22 protein-coding genes and 2 pseudogenes are annotated in these 19,599 nt (G+C 30.2%); 12 read left to right on the forward strand and 12 right to left on the reverse strand.

Annotated features, from left to right (window positions below):
• Positions 1-92: 92 nt before the first annotated feature.
• The 6 genes from CJ229_RS06870 (at position 93) to CJ229_RS06895 (ending at position 2,584) form a co-directional block, all read left to right on the forward strand.
• Entirely contained in the window at positions 93-245 is a 153-nt protein-coding gene (locus CJ229_RS06870) for a hypothetical protein (protein ID WP_180953385.1), read from the forward strand.
• A 5-nt stretch (positions 246-250) separates the two neighbouring features.
• Positions 251-724, forward strand: coding sequence for a hypothetical protein (locus tag CJ229_RS06875; RefSeq protein WP_070457115.1), 474 nt, complete (start codon positions 251-253; stop codon positions 722-724).
• Positions 725-1,179: 455 nt separating this feature from the next.
• Entirely contained in the window at positions 1,180-1,362 is a 183-nt protein-coding gene (locus CJ229_RS06880) for a hypothetical protein (protein ID WP_102167110.1), read from the forward strand.
• 56 nt (positions 1,363-1,418) lie between these two features.
• On the forward strand, positions 1,419-1,751 hold the full coding sequence (locus CJ229_RS06885) for a hypothetical protein (RefSeq protein WP_102167111.1): 333 nt from the start codon (positions 1,419-1,421) through the stop codon (positions 1,749-1,751).
• Positions 1,752-2,103: 352 nt separating this feature from the next.
• Positions 2,104-2,340, forward strand: a complete 237-nt coding sequence (locus CJ229_RS06890) for a hypothetical protein (RefSeq protein ID WP_180953386.1) — start codon at positions 2,104-2,106, stop codon at positions 2,338-2,340.
• A gap of 16 nt (positions 2,341-2,356) precedes the next feature.
• A complete protein-coding gene (locus CJ229_RS06895) occupies positions 2,357-2,584 on the forward strand; it encodes a hypothetical protein (protein ID WP_317846541.1) in 228 nt (75 codons plus the stop codon).
• A gap of 394 nt (positions 2,585-2,978) precedes the next feature.
• On the opposite strand, the gene CJ229_RS06900 is transcribed toward CJ229_RS06895, so the two are convergent.
• From CJ229_RS06900 to CJ229_RS06915, 4 genes are all read right to left on the reverse strand, one after another.
• Entirely contained in the window at positions 2,979-4,187 is a 1,209-nt protein-coding gene (locus CJ229_RS06900) for an MFS transporter (protein WP_102167114.1), read from the reverse strand.
• Positions 4,177-5,715, reverse strand: a complete 1,539-nt coding sequence (locus CJ229_RS06905; RefSeq protein WP_102167115.1) for a lanthionine synthetase C family protein — start codon at positions 5,713-5,715, stop codon at positions 4,177-4,179. Before CJ229_RS06905 ends, CJ229_RS06900 begins: the two co-directional genes overlap by 11 nt.
• A gap of 299 nt (positions 5,716-6,014) precedes the next feature.
• Positions 6,015-6,857: a class III lanthionine synthetase LanKC N-terminal domain-containing protein gene (locus CJ229_RS06910; RefSeq protein WP_102167116.1), complete on the reverse strand. Its 843-nt coding sequence runs from the start codon at positions 6,855-6,857 to the stop codon at positions 6,015-6,017.
• Between the two features lie 616 nt (positions 6,858-7,473).
• Positions 7,474-8,730, reverse strand: coding sequence for an MFS transporter (locus CJ229_RS06915; protein WP_102167118.1), 1,257 nt, complete (start codon positions 8,728-8,730; stop codon positions 7,474-7,476).
• Between the two features lie 102 nt (positions 8,731-8,832).
• Here CJ229_RS06915 and CJ229_RS06920 point away from each other — a divergent pair, with 102 nt between their 5' ends.
• Together CJ229_RS06920 and rpsI are read left to right on the forward strand one after the other, a co-directional pair.
• Positions 8,833-10,044 carry a helix-turn-helix transcriptional regulator gene (locus CJ229_RS06920; protein WP_102167119.1) on the forward strand — a complete coding sequence of 404 codons (1,212 nt, stop codon included), beginning with the start codon at positions 8,833-8,835 and terminating at the stop codon, positions 10,042-10,044.
• Positions 10,045-10,326: 282 nt separating this feature from the next.
• A complete protein-coding gene (gene rpsI, locus CJ229_RS06925) occupies positions 10,327-10,467 on the forward strand; it encodes a 30S ribosomal protein S9 (RefSeq protein ID WP_219718732.1) in 141 nt (46 codons plus the stop codon).
• A 107-nt stretch (positions 10,468-10,574) separates the two neighbouring features.
• Here the strand turns inward: rpsI and CJ229_RS06930 are convergent, their stop codons facing one another.
• The 3 genes from CJ229_RS06930 to CJ229_RS06935 all read right to left on the reverse strand — a co-directional run bounded on the left by CJ229_RS06930 (position 10,575) and on the right by CJ229_RS06935 (position 11,991).
• On the reverse strand, positions 10,575-11,075 hold the full coding sequence (locus tag CJ229_RS06930) for a phosphoribosylanthranilate isomerase (protein ID WP_102167120.1): 501 nt from the start codon (positions 11,073-11,075) through the stop codon (positions 10,575-10,577).
• Positions 11,076-11,132: 57 nt separating this feature from the next.
• Positions 11,133-11,345 (reverse strand): tyrosine-type recombinase/integrase, encoded by a 213-nt coding sequence (locus CJ229_RS08835; protein WP_102167121.1) that lies wholly within the window; start codon positions 11,343-11,345, stop codon positions 11,133-11,135.
• A 385-nt stretch (positions 11,346-11,730) separates the two neighbouring features.
• A complete protein-coding gene (locus CJ229_RS06935) occupies positions 11,731-11,991 on the reverse strand; it encodes a tyrosine-type recombinase/integrase (protein WP_102167122.1) in 261 nt (86 codons plus the stop codon).
• Positions 11,992-12,419: 428 nt separating this feature from the next.
• On the opposite strand from CJ229_RS06935, the gene CJ229_RS06940 reads away from it, so the two are divergent.
• A complete protein-coding gene (locus tag CJ229_RS06940; RefSeq protein WP_419181876.1) occupies positions 12,420-13,949 on the forward strand; it encodes a multicopper oxidase family protein in 1,530 nt (509 codons plus the stop codon).
• Positions 13,950-14,152: 203 nt separating this feature from the next.
• Positions 14,153-14,479: a four-helix bundle copper-binding protein gene (locus CJ229_RS06945; protein WP_102167123.1), complete on the forward strand. Its 327-nt coding sequence runs from the start codon at positions 14,153-14,155 to the stop codon at positions 14,477-14,479.
• A gap of 108 nt (positions 14,480-14,587) precedes the next feature.
• On the opposite strand, the pseudogene CJ229_RS06950 reads toward CJ229_RS06945, so the two are convergent.
• Positions 14,588-14,985 (reverse strand): annotated as a pseudogene (locus tag CJ229_RS06950) (response regulator transcription factor); the annotation flags it as partial.
• A 160-nt stretch (positions 14,986-15,145) separates the two neighbouring features.
• On the opposite strand from CJ229_RS06950, the pseudogene CJ229_RS06955 reads away from it, so the two are divergent.
• Positions 15,146-15,262, forward strand: a pseudogene (locus CJ229_RS06955) (DUF1541 domain-containing protein); the annotation flags it as partial.
• A 127-nt stretch (positions 15,263-15,389) separates the two neighbouring features.
• Here CJ229_RS06955 and CJ229_RS08800 read toward each other — a convergent pair.
• The 4 genes from CJ229_RS08800 to CJ229_RS06970 all read right to left on the reverse strand — a co-directional run bounded on the left by CJ229_RS08800 (position 15,390) and on the right by CJ229_RS06970 (position 18,551).
• Positions 15,390-15,533 (reverse strand): hypothetical protein, encoded by a 144-nt coding sequence (locus tag CJ229_RS08800; RefSeq protein ID WP_143861272.1) that lies wholly within the window; start codon positions 15,531-15,533, stop codon positions 15,390-15,392.
• Positions 15,515-15,706 carry a BlaI/MecI/CopY family transcriptional regulator gene (locus CJ229_RS06960; protein WP_102167124.1) on the reverse strand — a complete coding sequence of 64 codons (192 nt, stop codon included), beginning with the start codon at positions 15,704-15,706 and terminating at the stop codon, positions 15,515-15,517. Before CJ229_RS06960 ends, CJ229_RS08800 begins: the two co-directional genes overlap by 19 nt.
• A gap of 63 nt (positions 15,707-15,769) precedes the next feature.
• A complete protein-coding gene (locus CJ229_RS06965) occupies positions 15,770-17,788 on the reverse strand; it encodes a copper-translocating P-type ATPase (RefSeq protein ID WP_102167125.1) in 2,019 nt (672 codons plus the stop codon).
• Positions 17,789-18,044: 256 nt separating this feature from the next.
• Positions 18,045-18,551, reverse strand: a complete 507-nt coding sequence (locus tag CJ229_RS06970; RefSeq protein ID WP_102167126.1) for a CueP family metal-binding protein — start codon at positions 18,549-18,551, stop codon at positions 18,045-18,047.
• A gap of 734 nt (positions 18,552-19,285) precedes the next feature.
• Here CJ229_RS06970 and CJ229_RS06975 point away from each other — a divergent pair.
• Positions 19,286-19,426, forward strand: a complete 141-nt coding sequence (locus tag CJ229_RS06975) for a hypothetical protein (RefSeq protein ID WP_180953388.1) — start codon at positions 19,286-19,288, stop codon at positions 19,424-19,426.
• Positions 19,427-19,599 lie beyond the last annotated feature (173 nt).

Consider the following 19,599-nt stretch of genomic DNA (forward strand, 5'->3'; position numbering starts at 1 on the left):
CTTTCTTATTGTTAGCGATTACAATATTATTAATATAATATTTAAATATCTGTATATTTAAACGGTATAAGTATTTTACTAGGAGGAATATTATGAAAAAAATAAGAGTTTATGCTGTATTATTCTTATTAATGTCTATAATCACTCTAATAATGGATTTTAATAAATTTTGGGGTATTATTACTTCAATTATTATCGTTATTATAGTTGGTTTAATAGAACATAAACATAAAAAAAGGAGATGAATAATATGAAGAAAATTATTAGTGTATTTTTAACAACTGTATTAATAGTGACAGTTTTTAACCCTATGGTTTCTAGCGCATCACAAATTAATTATACGAATTATAATGTGCAAAGCGAAGAAAATTTTGACAATAACGTTTTTAGTGTACCTGGAGGTACAAATTTATGTAAAATTATTAAAACTTCTTATGCTGATAATGTGACTTACAATAACTGGGAGCAGAAAATTATAACTCAGATAGTAAATGCTGGATTTGTTGGTGGTGTTTATAAAATTACAACATCTCTAGCTAGAGCAATAGGGTTTTCTAGTATACAGAGTGCATTTATTAAAATTCCTAAGTCGCAAAATACGTATGTAACTATTCAAACGAGAGAATGCAAAGATTCACTGGGAATTCACCATTCTACGATTATTACTTATTATAAAAATGCAAAAAGAACTCAGTATCTATACCAAGAATATAGAAAATTCTAATTTTTTAGAGAATCCTGTAAAAGATTCAATAAGATAAATAAGGAAATTATTAATAATTTTAAAAGTTAAATAACCTATGTCAAAAAATTATAGTTCTTTAACTTAATACATCGATGGTAGCACTCCGTTAGGAGTGCTTTTTATTATGCTCCTTCATCTGACATTAATGGCTACAAAGCAGCATTGAATAAGATCAGATTCAGTCTTGTGAAACGCAAAGCGTTTCGTTTTCTCACACTCCATTTCGCTAAGTAGTTATTTGTTTTGATTCTGACACTAATCTATTTTGCGTTAGCAACGCAAGGTTAAACATGCAGTTGATCCTAACTCGCACACTCATAAGGATAACTAGCCCTTGCATCACACTTAAAATAGCTTAAATACGTGTCACAAAACAAAATACCTACTGCTTCACTACGGTGAGTGTAGTAGAAAAAAAGAAAGAAGGAATTCAAATGGAACATGTAGATGAAATTTTATTTAGTATAACAGCAGGAGATGTAGATTTCGTATTTGAAACAGAATTTCCAGAAGTATCAGAAGAACAAAGAGAATCAATCAAAAAAAGATTATCTCAAGGGTTATATAGTGAATGGATAGAAGATGTTAAAGAATTTATAGACTATGAACTGAATTAATAACCATATAGAAGGTACAATATGTACCTTCTATATTAAAAAGTGGGGGAGATATTATGATTAGAATTTATGAAAATTATGGAAAAACAGATATATTTGTAGTAAATCAGGAACAGGTTAAAGAGCTTATTAGTAAGTTGGAAACGAGGTTCAATAAAAATGATTTAAATAGATTTATATGTAAAGAAGATGATATGTGGATAGCAATTGATAATAGTACAGCAGATGCTTTTGTAGAAGAATATGATTCACTAGAAGAAGCTTTTCAATATTTACTTTTTGATGATGAGTATAGTCTTACTGAAATTGAAGAAAAAGAAATCAGTAATTGGATTTGTAATTATGAAACAAAATCTAAGATTTGTTCTTTAATCGGTTATAATGTATAAGGTATAACTTATACATTATAACCTTCTATTATGAGTGGAAGTGTCCTAATGACACTTCCATAATCATCAGTATCTTCAAAAAATATATTGATGATTATTATATTAATTAAACGAAAGCACTCCTAACGGAGTACTTTTTATTATGCTCCTTCATCTGACATCAATGACTACAAAGCAGCATTGAACAAGATCAGATTCAGTCGAGTGAAACGCAAAGCGTTTCGTTTCCTCACACTCCCTTTCGCTAAGTAGTTATTTGTTTTGATTCTGACACTAATCTATTTTGCGTTAGCAACGCAAGGGTAAACATGCAGTTGATCTTAATTCGCACACTCATAAGGATAACTAGCCCTTGCATCACACTATGAATAGATTAAATACGTGTCACAAAACAAAATATCTACTGCTTCTTTACGGTGAATATAGTAGAAAAAAAGAGAAAGAAGGAATTCAAATGTACTTAAAATCAAGAGTTAATCAAAATGTGGAAATGGTAAAAGCTAGAGTGGAGCGTGTTGGCTATGACTTGTATTCAGTAGAAAAAGCATATGCAGAAGCTAAAAAAGTACTAGAAGAAAACAGAATTTAAAGTAATTAGAACTGAAATGATTTATGCGAACGAATACGATATTATTTTTGTAGAGAAGGTAGATGATGCATTATGGCTACAAGAACTAGCTAATGCACATCAGAATTTAGAAGATAATGATGTTAAAATTGATTATATTTTTATTAATACACCAAAAGATTTTATTACTTATGCAAAAAATCACATAGAGAATAATAATATAGATAAAATACTTCCAGAACTCTTGATTCACAAGGAAGTGTGATTTTCACACTTCCAGAAATTAAAAAATATTAAAGAAAAAATTTATATTATAGTAGAAAATATACATTATAAGATATATGTAAGATGACACAAGTAGGTAGGGAATCTATATATAATATTTTAAATAAAAAGAAGAAAGGATAGTTTTAATAATGTGTAGAATACAAAACGTATTTAAAGATTGATGTAATACACAAAGAAAGACTGCCATAATATAATGACAGTCTTAGCATCAGTGTCTAAGGAGTTGTAGGTTTTTTGTCACATGAGTTAAAAGCACAAGAACCACCACTAAAGTAACGAATTCCATGGTCTGATACTTTGCTTTCGAGTTTTTGTAAATCTAATAATTGACTCATTTTAATCACCTCCTTAATATAAAGAACAAACATTTCTTAACTATAATTCGTATTGAATATGTTCTTGTGTTTTATTGTTATAATGACTATTAATATTTGCCACATACCAGCAATTAAGAATACAAAATTGACTCCAATTAAATCAGCAATAATACCTCCTAATATATTAGAAAGCGGTATTAGTGAAACACTAAGTGATCTTATCGTTGTGGTAACTCTACCACGATAATGATCGGGTATCGCAAGGATTTGGATACTACTAAAAACGATATTTGGAGAGGTTAATGAGAAACCTAATAAAAATGCGATAATAATTATAACCGTTATGTTAATAGAAAAAAACATTAGTAACAATGAAATAGATAGGATGCTCCAGCCAACAATTACTATTGTGGAGTTTTTAAAAGATTTATTTATTTTATGAATTGATATTCCTGCTACAATACTACCAATCCCAATAATTGCATTGAACACTCCATAAAATTCTGGTCCAGCATTAATGAAATCATTAAAGTAAACAACAAACATTGGTCCAACCATAGATGTAATATTCAATAAGCTAGCAATTATTGCAATGATTCTTATGTCTTTTTGATTCCATAAATATTTTAACCCGTCTAAAAATTCGTCTTTTAAACTAGGTTTGATTATTGTATTTTCTTTTGTTATCATATTACTATTTATTATACTAATAAAACTTAATAATAATGAGCTGATAAAAAAGGTAAAAGAATTAAGTAGTAAACCACCGATTACTCCAATAATAGAGATAATAAAACCAGCAACAGAGTTACCAATAATAGAGGCGATATTAGACGTTACACTTCTATAGCCAATTAATTTAGTAATCAAATCTGATGATACAATTAATGGTAATACTCTCGTTTGGCTTGGGTATTGAAAGTTAAAAATAATTTCTCTGATTAATACAAGGATAATAATCGAAACTATCTCAAAATTTTCAGAAGCAAATGTAATGCTTAGTACCAATAAAATTACAATTATTGCATTAAAATATAAAGTTTTTATTAGTAAATTTAAAGGCTTATTACTTCTGTCTGCAATAACACCGGCCAAAGGACCGAGAAAAAATCCTATCACATGTCCCATACTTCCAATAATCGCAGTATAAACAGCAGAACTAGTTAATTCGTAAACGTGCCACATTAAAATGATAGTAAAAATACTATTACCTAATGTTGTAATAAAGTTATTTGTGACAAAGATTCTAATGTTATTTTTCATAAACTTCACTACCTAAATTCATATAGTACTGATCTAAGAAAAAGTTTTGATTACAATCATTATGAGTATTTATTTCATACAGTCTTGCCAAGGTAGATGTTACTCCAATACTACCTGTAAAGTAATCATTAGATAACCTAATGAGTTGTTCTCCAGCATAAAGGCCTTTTTTAACTCTATCTTCATATAGATAAAAATTACTTGCTAATCTTCTAGCAATATCCAGGTTTAATTTATTTCTAGTAAATGAATAAACATCTAAATGAAAGTTTACAATACCAGATAAACCTCTCATATAACCTGGAAACATAGTAAAATGAATATTAAGACTATTAGTTATTTTATTCACAAGATGGAGGTATTTATTATTTTTAGTAACTTTAAAATATCTAATTAAAACACTTCCTACACCGGCTATACCATCATATAAATATGGTGAAAGAACAATTTTATTGCTAGAGATAGGCTCTCTGTTCAAACCGATTTTTCCTGTATCATCGGTTGTCAAATTATCAATATCAAAGCCTAATGCTTTTTCTCCAATTTCTAAATACTTTTTGTCTTCTGTTTCTAAAAACAGATACAAATATAAAAGAGAAATTCCACTACTACCTCTGCCGTACCCATTATAAACGTCATCATGACAGTCTTTCCAATAATATTTCCCATTCTTTTGATGAGCAGATTTTAATATTGAAGAAGCAATCTTTTTCGCTTCATTTAAATATTTTTTTTCTTTAGTTTTCTTGTAGAAATATAAATTAGATAATCCTACGCCAGCTTTTCCGTAGAATAAATCATTTAGTTTAGGTAAATTTTTATTTGCATAATCTATATATATATGAGAAATTTCATGATATCCAAGAGTTTCAAGTACCCAAGCAATACCACTATTTCCCATAAATAAAGAGGATGAGTATTCGTTGGGTTTTTCTAATAAACTAATCATTTCATAATATAAATTGTTAAGATCTGTACTTTTATCTGTATATTTTTCTAATATATATAAATTATATAAAATACCAGAAAATCCATGAGCTACAGATAGTTTATTTGTGTCATAAATATGAGGATCCGAAGGTAAAAAAATTGTTTTATTCTCAATTAATATGGAATCTATAATATTATTAATTGATTCAGAAATTTTATTTCGTATATCATTCTTATCTAAATTAAACACATTTTCAGAGAACTCTTTATTAGAATTATTAAAGTTTATTTTATCAAATGAGATTAGAACAGATTCGATTGAGAAGAAATCATAGTTAAATATTCCTTCTATTAGTCTCAATAAATCCTTAGGAATATATGAAAAATTATTTAGAAACCGTAGTATATCTTTATATTTTTTATAGTCTAATTCTAGTATTGTATTCATAGGAAGAAGACCATATAATAATAAACAACCAACTTTAACAATATCTTCTTTTAATAGATTTTTCTTATTAGTATAATTTCTAAATCCGGGTGTTTCTATTCCATTATCAAAATTCGAGTTTTTTAATATTGAGCATTCAAAATCAATCATTTTAATGTCAAGAGATTCGTTACTAACAATAATGTTATGAGGAGAAATATCTTTTATGTATATTTCTTTTTTATGGATTTCTTCTATTAGATTTAATATTTTTTTATATATTGTTAATAAATTTTTATAATATTTTTCGCTATTTTTAATAGAAGTATTCCCTATAATAAAAGGATTATTACGAAATACAAAATCATTAAAAGTGTTTCCTATAATCTTTTCTAATATTAAATAGCTATTCTCCCAATCTGTTATATATCCTTCTACATTAGGAATTTTTTTATTATCTTTTAATATTTCTAATATTTTTTTTCATGAAGTAATCTATCTTTAGAATAGTTGTTTGTTCTATCTAAGCCAGTAAATGCTCTAGCTTCCTTTATTATAAATTCTTTATTATTTTTACTACCTATATAGGTACCACCGGTAGAAGAGAAATTAATAACAGAAGTGATGTTATATTCTTTTAAGAGTAATGACTCTTTTTCTTCTAAATATAACTCATCAATGATATTATCCACCCAATGGGGTTTCTTATAGTAGGGGAGTCTTTCATCTTTATAATAATTGTTATTATCATCTAGTATAAAACTTTCTTTTACCCCTAATTCGTTTAATACATAAATAGGGTAAAATTCTCCGTATCTATAATAAATGCATTGAGAATCTTTATATCTTTTATCTGATAAGATATACTGTCCTTTAAAGTTGTGTAAAATTTTGTATAAACTCTCAATCACTGTTTGAAAAGATTTCTCACAAGGGTATATTACAATAAACTTTCCGGCAGACTCTCTAGAATATGATTTATCATGACTTAGACGATACATCTTCATATTTTTGATGTACTTAAAATTAATGTTTTGGCTTATACAATATTTACTTACTAAATAGAATATACGTAAATAATTCTCAATAGTAGAAGATATATGTATTTTCCATCCTTGTGTATGTTTATCATCGACAAGAGTGACATAATTCCAAAATTCACCTTTGTATTTAACAGCTTTTTTGTGAGTGTCATTTAACTCAAGCAAGACATCAAATTCATTTTTTTCATCTACATGTTCTTTATTTTTATAATAATATGAATGATTATTATTGATAAATTGAAAATGGTTGCTATCTGCAATCTTTCTCATTTAATCACCCCTAATATAAAATAGATATGAAATAATTGTTATCGCTTTCATAATAACAGATATTTCATAAAAAAGAAAGCGGTTTATTTTATAATTGTGCCAATCACGCTTAAAATAAAAAGTATATTTATTTTAATATACTATACTAACCTTAACACCAATTATGCAAACTGTGACGGAGTGCTTTTAATATGCGTCTTCACCTGTACTCAATGCTACAAAGAATCCTTGAGTATGATCAGATTCAGTCGTGTTAAACGCCAAGCGTTTTCTTTTCTCACACTCCATTTCGTTAAGTAGATATTTTTTTGATTCTGACACTAATCTATTCTGCGTTAGCAATGCAAGGGTAAACATGCAGTTGACCCTAACTCGTACACTCATAAGGATAACTAGCCCTTGCATCACACTATAAATAGATTAAATACGTGTCACAAAACAAAATACCTACTGCTTCATTACGGTGAGTGTAGTAGAAAAAAAGAGAAAGAAGGAATTCAAATGCAACTAAAATCAAGAGTTAATCAAAATGTGGAAATGGTAAAAGCTAGAGTAGAGCGTGTTGGCTATGACTTGTATATGGACTTGACCATTTAAAAGTAAGATAGTTATTAATTTAGATGAATTTTTTTGGATTAAAATAAATTATAGAGAGAAGTATTATAATGACTGCGCTAATTATATTTGGTAAAAAGTAGAATCCCAAATCATATATAAATCCGTATAATATGAATGCAATTGGAATAATCGCACTACTTATTACTCCTAATCCTGAGAAAACTCTACCTTTCATATAATCTTCTGTTTCTTCATGAATAATTCGTATAAAGGGAACATTGATTAATGCTAAAACAAAAAATTTTACAAATAATATTGTCGATAAATATAAGAAATTAAATTGAAAGTGTTTCTCTAAATAAATTGGAATTGGAATTAATATCGTAATAAACGCACAAATAATAAATCCCCATCTCATTACATTTAAATGATTTTCAATTTTTTTAGTATTTGCAAGATAAATCCCAGCAACAACTGTTCCGCACGCCATAATACCATTTACAATCCCAACTTGTATCGGAGAAAAATCTAAAACGTTAATCATCATTTTTTCAGGTAACACCATATCACCAGCATTGAAGAAGTTAATAAATACACCAACAAAAATGACAGTGCTTAATATTGGAACGGACACTAGATACTTAAAACCAGATTTAATTTCGTCTAAAAATTTTTTAAAGTAATTGATCTTAGAGTCAGTTATGAAGTTGTTTGAAATGTTTTCTTTTTTAAACAACTCAAAATTAATACTGTAATCAAATAAAAACGAAATTAAAGAAAGTAGTAAGAATATAAAAAGTACTAATTCAAAGGATGAAATTCCAAATAATAATCCGCCTAATATCGGACCTAAAAATGTTGCGGATGATTGGATACTTGAACTTAGACCTAAAACTTTTTGTAAATTATCAATATGAAACATATTTGATACAGAAGCTGAAAAAGCGTTATTCACTATAGCATTAAAAAGACTTCTGATGAATGTTACAATGTAGATAGAAAATAAAGATAAGCCATAAAAATATGTAACTATGAAAAGTAAAAGGATACTTAGCATAAGAATGAATTCTCCGTAAATAATAATATTTCTACGATTTAAAAAATCAGTTAATACACCAGAAAATGGAGTAATAATTAGAAATGTTATAGATGAAATTGCTAAATTTATTGAAAAATATAATGCTGATCCTGTTTCATTAAGTAAAAAATAAGAAATAGCAAAATTATAGACGCTTCCTCCAATAGTAATAGTCGCAATACTAATAAGATAAGCAGTAAGATTTTGTTTTTCAGTTAAAGTCATATCATATTTCATAAATTGTCCTCCTTAAACTATTAAGTTTATTTTAAATCAACTTAATGGTTAAATCAACATTAATATTAATATAAGTTTACTATAAAGAAACTGGGTGAGAGTATGAATATAGGCAAAATTATTAAAAGAGAAAGAATTAAAAAGAAAATGACTCTTGAACAACTTGGCGGTGATAAATATAATAAATCTCATTTAAGTAAAATTGAAAACGGAAAAACAACACCTTCTTATGAGACTTTGATATATATATCTCAACAACTTAATGTTAATTTATCAATGTTTTTTGATGAAATTGATAATGAGTGGACTAGAGAAATAATACAAAAAATAGATAGAAATTTAGAAAAACTATATATACCAGAAGATTTATTTGATGAAGTATTTCAAAATATAAATAAACTTAGCTATATAAAGTCATCAATAAGATTACTATATATTTTATCAAACCATTTTACGATTCTAAATGAAGATGAAAAATTAGAAAAAGTAAAAGATAAAATAAAAGAGATTTTATCTTTTATAAATGATGATGAAATAAATCTAGAAAGTATAATCTTAAGTTCTAATATATATTTTTCTTCAAAGAAATATTTAGAAGCTTATAAATTTTTAAAATCTATAGAACGAAATTATTCAGAAGAGATACAATTATATGATTCATGTAAAGATATTTTTTTATTACAAAAACTTGTTGCACTTATAAATCTTTCTTATGAAGATAAGTTCTTTAGTACATATAAGAAAATATATTTTCATTCAATACAGACTGAAAACTTTAAAAATTATACGCGTGCAACAGTAATGTTGATGTCTTATTTTAAATTGAAAAAAGATGAAAAAGCATACTATTATTATTTTAAAGAGTTAAAAGAAATTAATAAATGGATACCAAAAATAGAATATGAATTAGAATTACTACTAGACTATTATGTGGATAAAGAAATTAATTTGAATTTAAATGGAGTATACAGGTATAAAAAAGCATTAAATCTTATAGAGACTTCTAATATTCCTAGTAATTATAAACAGATATTATCATTAAAATATTATTATTCTCAGCAAGAATATAGACTTGTAATCGATAATGCAGAAGATAACTTAATACCAAAGCAATTGATGTTTTGTGTAGTAGATAGAGCAAGTTATTTTAGAAAAATGTTATTTCTTCCGCTTTCTTACTGGATGCTAGGAGAAGAAAATAAAGCGAGTAGAGCTTATGATAAGCTCTATCATGAAATTAAAGACATAAAGGATCATCCAATTATTAAGGAGATAATTCAAACTTATATTAAAGAATATGCTTCATCGCATTGAATATAGTATTTTTTGTAAGATAGTAATGAGTATCATCTTTATTACCATATATGAATATTTTATCTGTCATAATAGATTTTAATTGATCATAGCTTTGTGAAACCGGAATTACTTGATCATTTAATCCATGAACTATAATTAAATTATAGTTCAAGTGGGAGAGTACTTTTTTAACTTTTTTATCATATGAATTTATAGACAAAAATCAACTATTTTTTACTACCGACCAGCATAAATTTTAATACCTAATTAATACCTTTTATAGAAACTGCATGAAATAGTATGATGTTAATAATTGGAGGAAACGTTGATATATCAATGTTAATGAAGTATATCATTCACTATGAAAAATCGAAAATTTTTGAGCGTAAAAAACCAGGTCTTAAGAAAGCACGTAAATCACCACAATTCTCAAAACGTTAATATGCTTGTTATATCAATGTTTACAGCACTTCTCGAATTTATTCGAGAGGTGCTTTTTTATATGGTTTTAGCATGGATAATACCCTTTAAATACTCCTCATCATAAATTACAAGCTAATTCTTTCTTCTAAGTACGCAATCTTTTCAAAATCCTTAAAGTTGTTATTATCATTTCTATAGCTATCCTTTGATGATGCTTTATATATTTTTAGATACTGTTTGAGTGTAGGAACAAAGAACTCTGTACCATCAATATGCAGTTCTTGTAGTTCAGAAAGTTGTATATCAGCGAATTCGGGTAATGTATCGATGCAACCAAATTCTATAGATATATCACCATTTGAGTACTCATGCTCATGGCGATCAATGAGAGAGAAGCCCAATTGATTCATTACAGCATTAATCTGCTCAAAGTTATATATTCTATCTTCATCAGGAGCTTCCCATCCACGGGGGTCACCTGGAACGTGTATATCAATGTCACTTGGCGACCATTCTCTATTACTAACTAACTCTAAACCTAAAGACCCCATTAATGTAGGTTTTATATCAATATTATTTAATGCAAGACAAATATTGATAAATTGATCAAATAGTATGTTGTCCATATAATCCCCTTAAAAATTGACATATCTATTAAATTTATCTGCTAATTTTTCTCTGGATTATTTTGCGATGTGCATATAAATGTCCATTGCCGTCTTTATATCACTATCACCTAATCTAGTTTGTACATCTTTAAGTGTAGCACCTGATTCGAATAATAGCGAAGCATGGGTATGTCTGAAGCAATGAACGTGTATCTTATGAAGATCTGAATGATGTTTAAAGAATGCCTCTAATTTGTCATTAGGTGACGATACACGCATGTACTTCATTTCATTTAGTCTAGTATGGTAAGTTGAAAAAATAGGTTGCTCTTTATCGCTAGCGACTGAAAAGCCGTATTCCTCATATTGAAGTTTTTGTTCTTCTTTCCACTGTAAAAGTTTACTGATGGTTTGATTATCAATATCTATCCATCTTTGAGACTCACGTGTTTTAGGTGGTTGTAATACATGGTTTATTGTTTACATTTGCTAGAGTCTTTTTAACGTAAAAAACCAGGTCTTAAGAAAGCACGTAAATCACCACAATTTTCTAAACGTTAATACCCCTTATATATCAAGGGCTACAAGCACTTCTCGAAGAAATTTCGAGAGGTGCTTTTTTGTGTGTTGGTAGAAATTAATACCCCTTTAATACCCTTTTTTGAAATAAGCTCTAAAAATTGATATGATTTTGGAACTTCTCAGCCAATCTTTTTCTTGATGTAGTTGTAATATGAGTGTATATATCCATAGTCGTTTTTATGTCACTATGACCTAATCTCGATTGTACTTCTTTAATTGTTGCGCCTGCTTCAAAAAGTAAGGATGCATGAGTGTGTCTAAATCCATGAATTTTAATTTTGTGAAGTTCTTTGTGCCTGCCAAAAAAAGCCTCTAATTTATCATTTGGTGTAGACACTCTCATGTAATTCATTTTATGGAGCTTTTGATGATAAGTAGTAAATATTGGTTGTTGATCATCACTACTGATTTTAAAACCGAATTCTTCATATAAGTTCTTTTGTTTAAGTTCTTTTGTTCAATTTTCCATTTTTTAAGAATGCTAATTGTATTTTTGTCTACGTCAAGCAATCTATATGAAGCTTTAGTTTTCGGTGGTTGTAACAAGTGTTTATTACTAACTTATGAATTTATGATTAAGTCTAAATAGTACATAAAACAGTCGTTTTTTGAACTTAATCTTGCATGTATTTTTGTCATATTAAATACTCATTTTATGCACGAATTCTCGAAAATTATAATCTAGTCTAATACATAAAGGAATGACAAGTTCTTTATTAAAAGGAGAAAGAAGGGATTGTAAAGTATGAAAAAAACTTATTGGTAAGCTTGTTTTCTCTGATGATGGTCATTGTTTTATCAGCTTGTACAAGCAATGACGGAGAAGCATCTGTAGAAGATACTAACAATGGGAAGGATTCAAATGAAGAGGTGAATATGAATGAGGACAATGAAAATTCTATGGAAGAAAATATGAATAACTCCTCCAGTGAAGGAGAAATGAATAATGGTTCCATGGGTAATGGTCATATGGATCATGATGATGTGGTAAGTCTAATTGATTCGACAGGAGAGAATGAACTGAATATCCCCCCTCTACTCAAAAGCGACAGCAACAAAGGTATTGAATATACAATACGCGCGCAAAAAGGAGAATCAGAAATATTTGATGGCTTTCAAACAAAAACATATGGTTATAATGGCTCGTTTCTAGGTCCCGTGCTTCAATTTGAAAAAGGAGATACTGTGAAGATAAACTTAATCAATGAACTCGATGAAAATACCACTTTTCACTGGCATGGATTGGAAGTGCCGGGGAATGACGATGGTGGTCCACACAATGTATTGGAGCCAGGCGAAGAGAGTACTATTGAATTTGACGTGACACAGGAAGCTGCCACATTGTGGTTCCATCCCCACCCGGAAGGAAAAACCTCTGAACAAGTGTACAACGGACTTGCTGGGTTAATTTATATCGAGGACCAAAATTCAAAAAATCTAGAATTACCAAGTGAATATGGAGAAAATGACATTCCTCTCATTTTCCAGGACAGAGTCTTTGATGACGAAAAACAGTTGAATTATAAAGCAATAGCAAATGAAGATGGCACTGTCGGAGATACATCATTAATTAATGGAACATTAAATCCAAAATTAACTGTAGATAAAGAAAAAGTACGGCTTCGACTTTTAAATGGCTCAAATGCAAGAAACTACACCGTTAAACTAAATACAGGAGATGCTTTTGTACAAGTCGCAACAGACGGCGGATTTTTAAATGAACAGGTTTCAATGCAAGAAATAACACTCACGCCTTCAGAACGGGCCGAAATAGTTATTGACTTCTCACAAGTTAAAACTAATGAAGAGATTGCTCTAGTAAACGAAGAAGGTACCACGCTCTTACCTTTTGAAATCACAGATCAAACAGGTAAGACCATAGATATACCTGATGAAATGAATGAATTTTCAGTTACGGAAGAAGAAAAGAATTTACCAGTAACAAAAGAAATTGAACTTTTTGGCATGATGGATATGGTAACGATAAATGGTAAAAAATTTGACCCTGAAAGAATTGATTTTACGCAGGAACAAGGTGTCACCGAAGTATGGGAAATCTATAATAAACCAGACATGATGGGCGGCATGATTCACCCGTTCCACATCCATGGTGCTCAGTTTAAAATCCTTTCCAGGAATGGAGAAGCACCACCTGAGAACGAAAGAGGTTGGAAAGATAGTTTTTCCGTTTCCCCGGATGAGACTGTGAAAATTGCCATTCAGTTTAAAAATAAAGGCATATATATGTTCCACTGTCACATACTTGAACATGAGGACAATGGGATGATGGGACAGGTTAAAGTAGAATAAGATCCAAATCTTCAATCTAATAATAAAAAAGGAATTATTTTTTGATTTTTCTAGGCAAATTACATTATTGAATAAGTGGAGAAGGACAATCATCATTAAAATTATGTGCATTTTCTATGGAGTTTACCAATATCGGTTTATAATACGGAGTAGTAGGGAATTAAATCAATGTAAGTGATTTTATTCTATAGGAGGGATTTACAATGGCTCATGAACAACACCAACAACTGATTCAGACGTTACATGAATGTATGGAGGCCTGTAACCACTGCTACGATGCGTGTTTGAGAGAAGAGGACGTAAATATGATGGCGGAATGCATCCGTCTGGACCGTGAATGTGCAGATATCTGTGCATTTCTGGAACAAGCACTAATGAGAGGTACACCATTTGCTTCCGATTTAGCAGCGGTATGCGCCAAGATTTGCGAAGCTTGCGGAAATGAATGTCAGAAACACGACCACGAACACTGCCAGAAATGTGCAGAAGCGTGCTTCAAATGTGCAGAAGCTTGTAAGGAAATTGCTTAGAATAAAACTTTATAGACAAAATGCCATGCCATCTAATAATCCAGGCATGGCTTTTCTTATTAATCGAACAAAAGCAATCAGTCTCACGTTTTAATATTGAAATGTGTTTTAATTTTTAATCCATTTGTAACCAACGCCCCACACAGTGTGAAAGTAATCATCTATCGGAAAGCCGACTTCCCGAATTTTTTTCCGCATATTTCTAACGTGAGAATCCACAGTACGTCCTTCCGTTTCAGAATCCATACTCCACACTAAATAATCAATTGATTTCTAGAAAAAACCCTTCCTGGATTTTTCATGAGTAATCCAATGATTGCAAATTCTTTTGGTGTTAATTTTACAAATTGTTTTTTATAGGATAGTTCATATTGATCTTCGTCCCATAACAGTCCTTCGACTTCAATCCGGTTGACAGGTCTTGTTCTTCTTAGTAATGCATCCATTCTTGCAACCAATTCTTCTTCATTAAAAGGTTTTGTGATATAGTCATCTGCACCCAGTTTAGTCATATCGCATAAAAAGTAAGATCTTTATTATGAACAATTCTGCTTAATTCACTTTGCCCACAACTGAAATTTTCTTCCACTCTTATTCTGATCCATCTTTGGATACAGAAGTATTTCCAGTTATAATATGGATTGTTAACTCATCTTCATTCTGCGGATTGATTCTGCTGAAGAGACCACTGTCTATATGGTGGATTTCGTTACAACAGATACTGAAGAAGAAGTTCAGAATCATAAGTGGGTTACAGAAAGTGAACTGGCACCTGTGGAATAAATTAGCGAATAGTAATATAGGATAAAAACATGGATTTTTTATCTTGGTCTCTTTCTACAATTATTATATAGAATCAATATGACATAAAAAGATGGTACTCTAAATTCTTAAAATCTTTTGTCATTAACTAGCTGCAGCATGAACACGCAGAACCATCTTCTTTATCAATATCTTCTTTAATCTCGTAGCCGGTATTTTGAATAGCACCTTTGATGTCTGCCAAATTAATTGTACTGTCATTAAATGTTACATCTACTTTACCTTCAGGAATTTGAACTTTAACTGATTCAACGCCATAATATCTCTAATATCTTTACTCGTAGTTTTGTTTTGTGCCCAAACGACCCGCATCACTTCCCATTCGGAATTTGTGATATTTGAATCAATTGCTTTGGTCAAATTTTCACCTCTAATTTTTTCAAGTATTTTTAAGATGTCTTTCATATTTCATACAGTAAAGAATTAAAATACCGACTATCCTTAAGTAAGGATTTGTCGGCATTTATGTTATTCTACTTCAAATCTATGAAGTAACTGCGCATTGATTGCTACGATAATTGTACTGAGACTCATCAAAATCGCACCTACAGCCGGACTGAGTATTATTCCCCAAGGCGCCAGTACTCCTGCTGCCAATGGGAGAGCAATGACGTTATATCCGGTTGCCCAAATCAGATTCTGTACTAGTTTATTATATGTTCTTTTAGATAGGCTGAATATTGCAAGAATATCTTTCGGGTTACTGTCAACTAGAACGATGTCTGCACTATCTATTGCAATATCAGTACCTGCGCCCACAGCGATTCCAACATCTGCTTTAGTCAATGCAGGTGCATCATTGATGCCATCTCCTGTCATTGCAACAATCAATCCACGTTCTTGGATTTCTGTCACTTTGTCGGCTTTCTCATCGGGCATCACTTCCGCATAAACCTCATCAATTCCTATTTGTTCTGCAACGTAATTTGCTACTTTCTGATTGTCCCCGGTCAACATGATAGCTTTAATATTTCTCTTATGCAGCTGTTCAATTGCCTGCTTAGAACTTTCCTTAATTTTATCTGCCAGTGCAATCGCACCTGCTAATTCTTCGTTTACCAAAACAAAAACTACCGTCTTACCTTGTTCTGACCATTTATTGAAGTTATGATCATCAAAATCTATTTTTTGTTTACGTACATATCCCGGACTCACTACTTTGACTTGTTTATCATCAATCGTCCCTTCAATTCCTACACCAGTAATTGAATTGAAATTTGTCATTTCAAGCAATTCAAGTTCTTTTAACTTGGCTTCATTGAGTATACCTCTCGCAATAGGGTGTTCCGAGTCATTTTCTACTGTTGCTGCATAACTTAAAAGGATATTTTCGTCAATATTATTGAAAGTCTGTATATCTGTAACCCCAAATTCACCTTCAGTCAAAGTGCCGGTTTTATCAAATATCACAGCGTTAATTTTACGAGCCTTTTCAAACTGTGGACGTTTTCGAATTAACAAACCGTGCTTTGCAGCAAGGGATGTAGATACTGAAATAACCAACGGTGCTGCCAGACCTAAAGCATGAGGACAAGCAATAACCAAAACTGTTACCAATCTCATGATAGCAGTATCTATAGTTGCTCCGATACTTATCCAAACGATAAATGTGATAATACCGGCAGCTAAAGCGATATAGAATAACCATTTAGCTGCTTTATTAGTTACATCCTGAGTTTTCGATTTAGTACGTTGTGATTCTCTAACCATATCTATAACTTGTGTCAGATAAGATTCATTCATCAGTTTCTCTACTTCAATAGTGAGAGAACCTTCTCTGTTTATTGAACCGCCAATGACCTCGTCATCAACGGATTTTCCAACTGGAACAGATTCACCCGTTAACATTGATTCATCAACTTGCGACTTTCCTTTAACGATTTTACCATCCAGCGGCATTTTTTCTCCGGGTTTTACCAATAGTAAATCACCCGCTTTAATATCATCAATCTGAATTTCTTCTGTTTCACCATTTTCAGTGATACGGTTTGCCGTATCAGGCATTAATGATGCGAGGGATTCCAGGGCCTTGGAAGCATTGTTAATAGATCGCATTTCAATCCAATGTCCGAGAAGCATGATTAATACAAGAGTTGACAACTCCCAGAAAATTTCTTCCCCATTGAATCCAAAAACAACTGCCATACTATAGAAGTAAGCGACAGAAATCGCCATTGCTATTAATGTCATCATGCCTGGTTCTTTGTTTTTCAATTCATCGTAAGCGCCCTTAATGAATGGCCACCCCCCGTAGAAATAAACGAAAGTGGCCAACGCTGCCACAATATAACTATCTCCAGTAAATTGCCAATCCACACCTATGAAACTTTGAATCATCGGAGATAGAAGTACAATTGGAATTGTGAATATCAGGATAATGAAGAATTTATTTCGAAAATCTGTCACCATATGTGCATGATGATCGTGACCGTTATGATTATGGGATTCGTGGTTCTCCTCATGATTATGATTATCTTCTGTATTCATTTCTTTCCCCCTACTACATTATAATAAGACTACAATTGTAAACGATTTATTAATTTAAGTTTACTTCTGTAATCATTATTTATCAATCTATTAATTTACTAAGTTTATTATAAAAAATATATGTGCAGAAACTATCCACTACATGTATTTAAAAACTAAGTAAAGATAAATTAACTATTGCTCTGAGATTTAACATTGAATTAAAAATGCAGATTCCACAACACTAAATAGCATTGAGTAATCTGCATTTAATATATTATTTAAGCTGTAAATCTGTCAGACAGGTGCTGTCATTCTCAAAAGTTGAAAAATTAGATTCAACTTTTTTTCCATCATAATTAATTTCTAAAGAGTAATTTTTATCTCTTGGCAGCCAAAAATCCAAGAAACCATTCTCAAGGGTAGTCAACTTCTCATCAACGTGAACTTTTCCATCTTCATCTGTAATTTTTACATCCATCTCTTCATTCATCAGTTCTCCCTGACAACCTGTTAAGCTATGAAATTCACAAGGATGTGTGTATGAGATGTATGGTGCAATAGATACAAAAAATTCATCGTCTGGCAAAGTATAGACATTCTCATCTCCACTATCTTTAACAATAAGTGTTTTATCATTTATAGATGCTGATTCTACAATATTACTAGCGCTTAATTTCGAAACCATTTCTTTAATATTTGATTCGTTCGATGCTGAGTTATCACTACAACCTGCTAAAATAAAGATTATGCCCATCAAAACCGGCATTAAATATTTTTTCATCCAGATTCCCCCTTGATATTTAATTTTAACAAAATTTTTTAAAAAAATTTTATAATAATATATCGTTTTTATGAAAGTTATATGAACAAATCATTTAATGTATTCATAATTAGAAGACTTGAAAATCTCCAAAGTACGGCTGCAGCCAAATGATAATCTGAGTCAATCTATCAAAATACAGAAGTAAAAGTGTGTGAAATATTGTGCGTGCATTAAATTTTTGATTTTCTACTTCATTAGAACTCATTCTTGTTATGTAAGAGATAAAAGTAAAGTAAAATATAAAAATAATGCTGGTATGCTATGAATACTTTTGTTATAGTTGGGAATGTTTTAAGAGGTTTTAATAACGAAAATACTGAAAATATAAGAGGTATCATAATCACTTTATTCATTACCAATTGGAATTATAAATTTTATATTGAGTAGTTTTAACTTAAGCATAAAATAATTTTCCAGAAATGTGTCGCCACATTTCTGGCTATAGTAAAAATATACATTCAACAATAATTATAGAGTCATGGGTCTACCTCTTTTCAATAAGGAACATACACTAGTTCAATTCAATAAAGCAATTGAAGAGGCGATTGCTTCTCTTTAGAATTATAATGTTTATTTATCGATATTTACTTAGAAAGATGAATTTATAGACAAAAATCAATTATTTGTTACTACCGACCAGCATAAATTTTAATACCTAATTAATACCTTTTATAGAAACTGCATGAAATAGTATGATGTTAATAATTGATAGAAATACTGATATATCAACGTTAATGAAGTATATCGATCACTATGAAAACTCAAAAATTATTGAGCGTATGAAACCAGGTCTTAAGAAAACTCGTAAAGCACCACAATTCTCTAAACGTTAATTGTCAAAGCTGTTGCGAACTTGTTCGCTTACAGATTTGTGTTCAATTAAATATAAAGTTCGAAGTACTTCTCGATAAATCGAGGAGTGCTTTTTTGTTATATATCGTGGACTCCTATATCTCTAAAACTTCAAAAGCATTAAATCTTTGAGACATTTCTTATATAAAACCTT

The organism is Nosocomiicoccus massiliensis (genome assembly GCF_002871345.2).
In the GTDB taxonomy this organism is placed as follows: domain Bacteria; phylum Bacillota; class Bacilli; order Staphylococcales; family Salinicoccaceae; genus Nosocomiicoccus; species Nosocomiicoccus ampullae_A.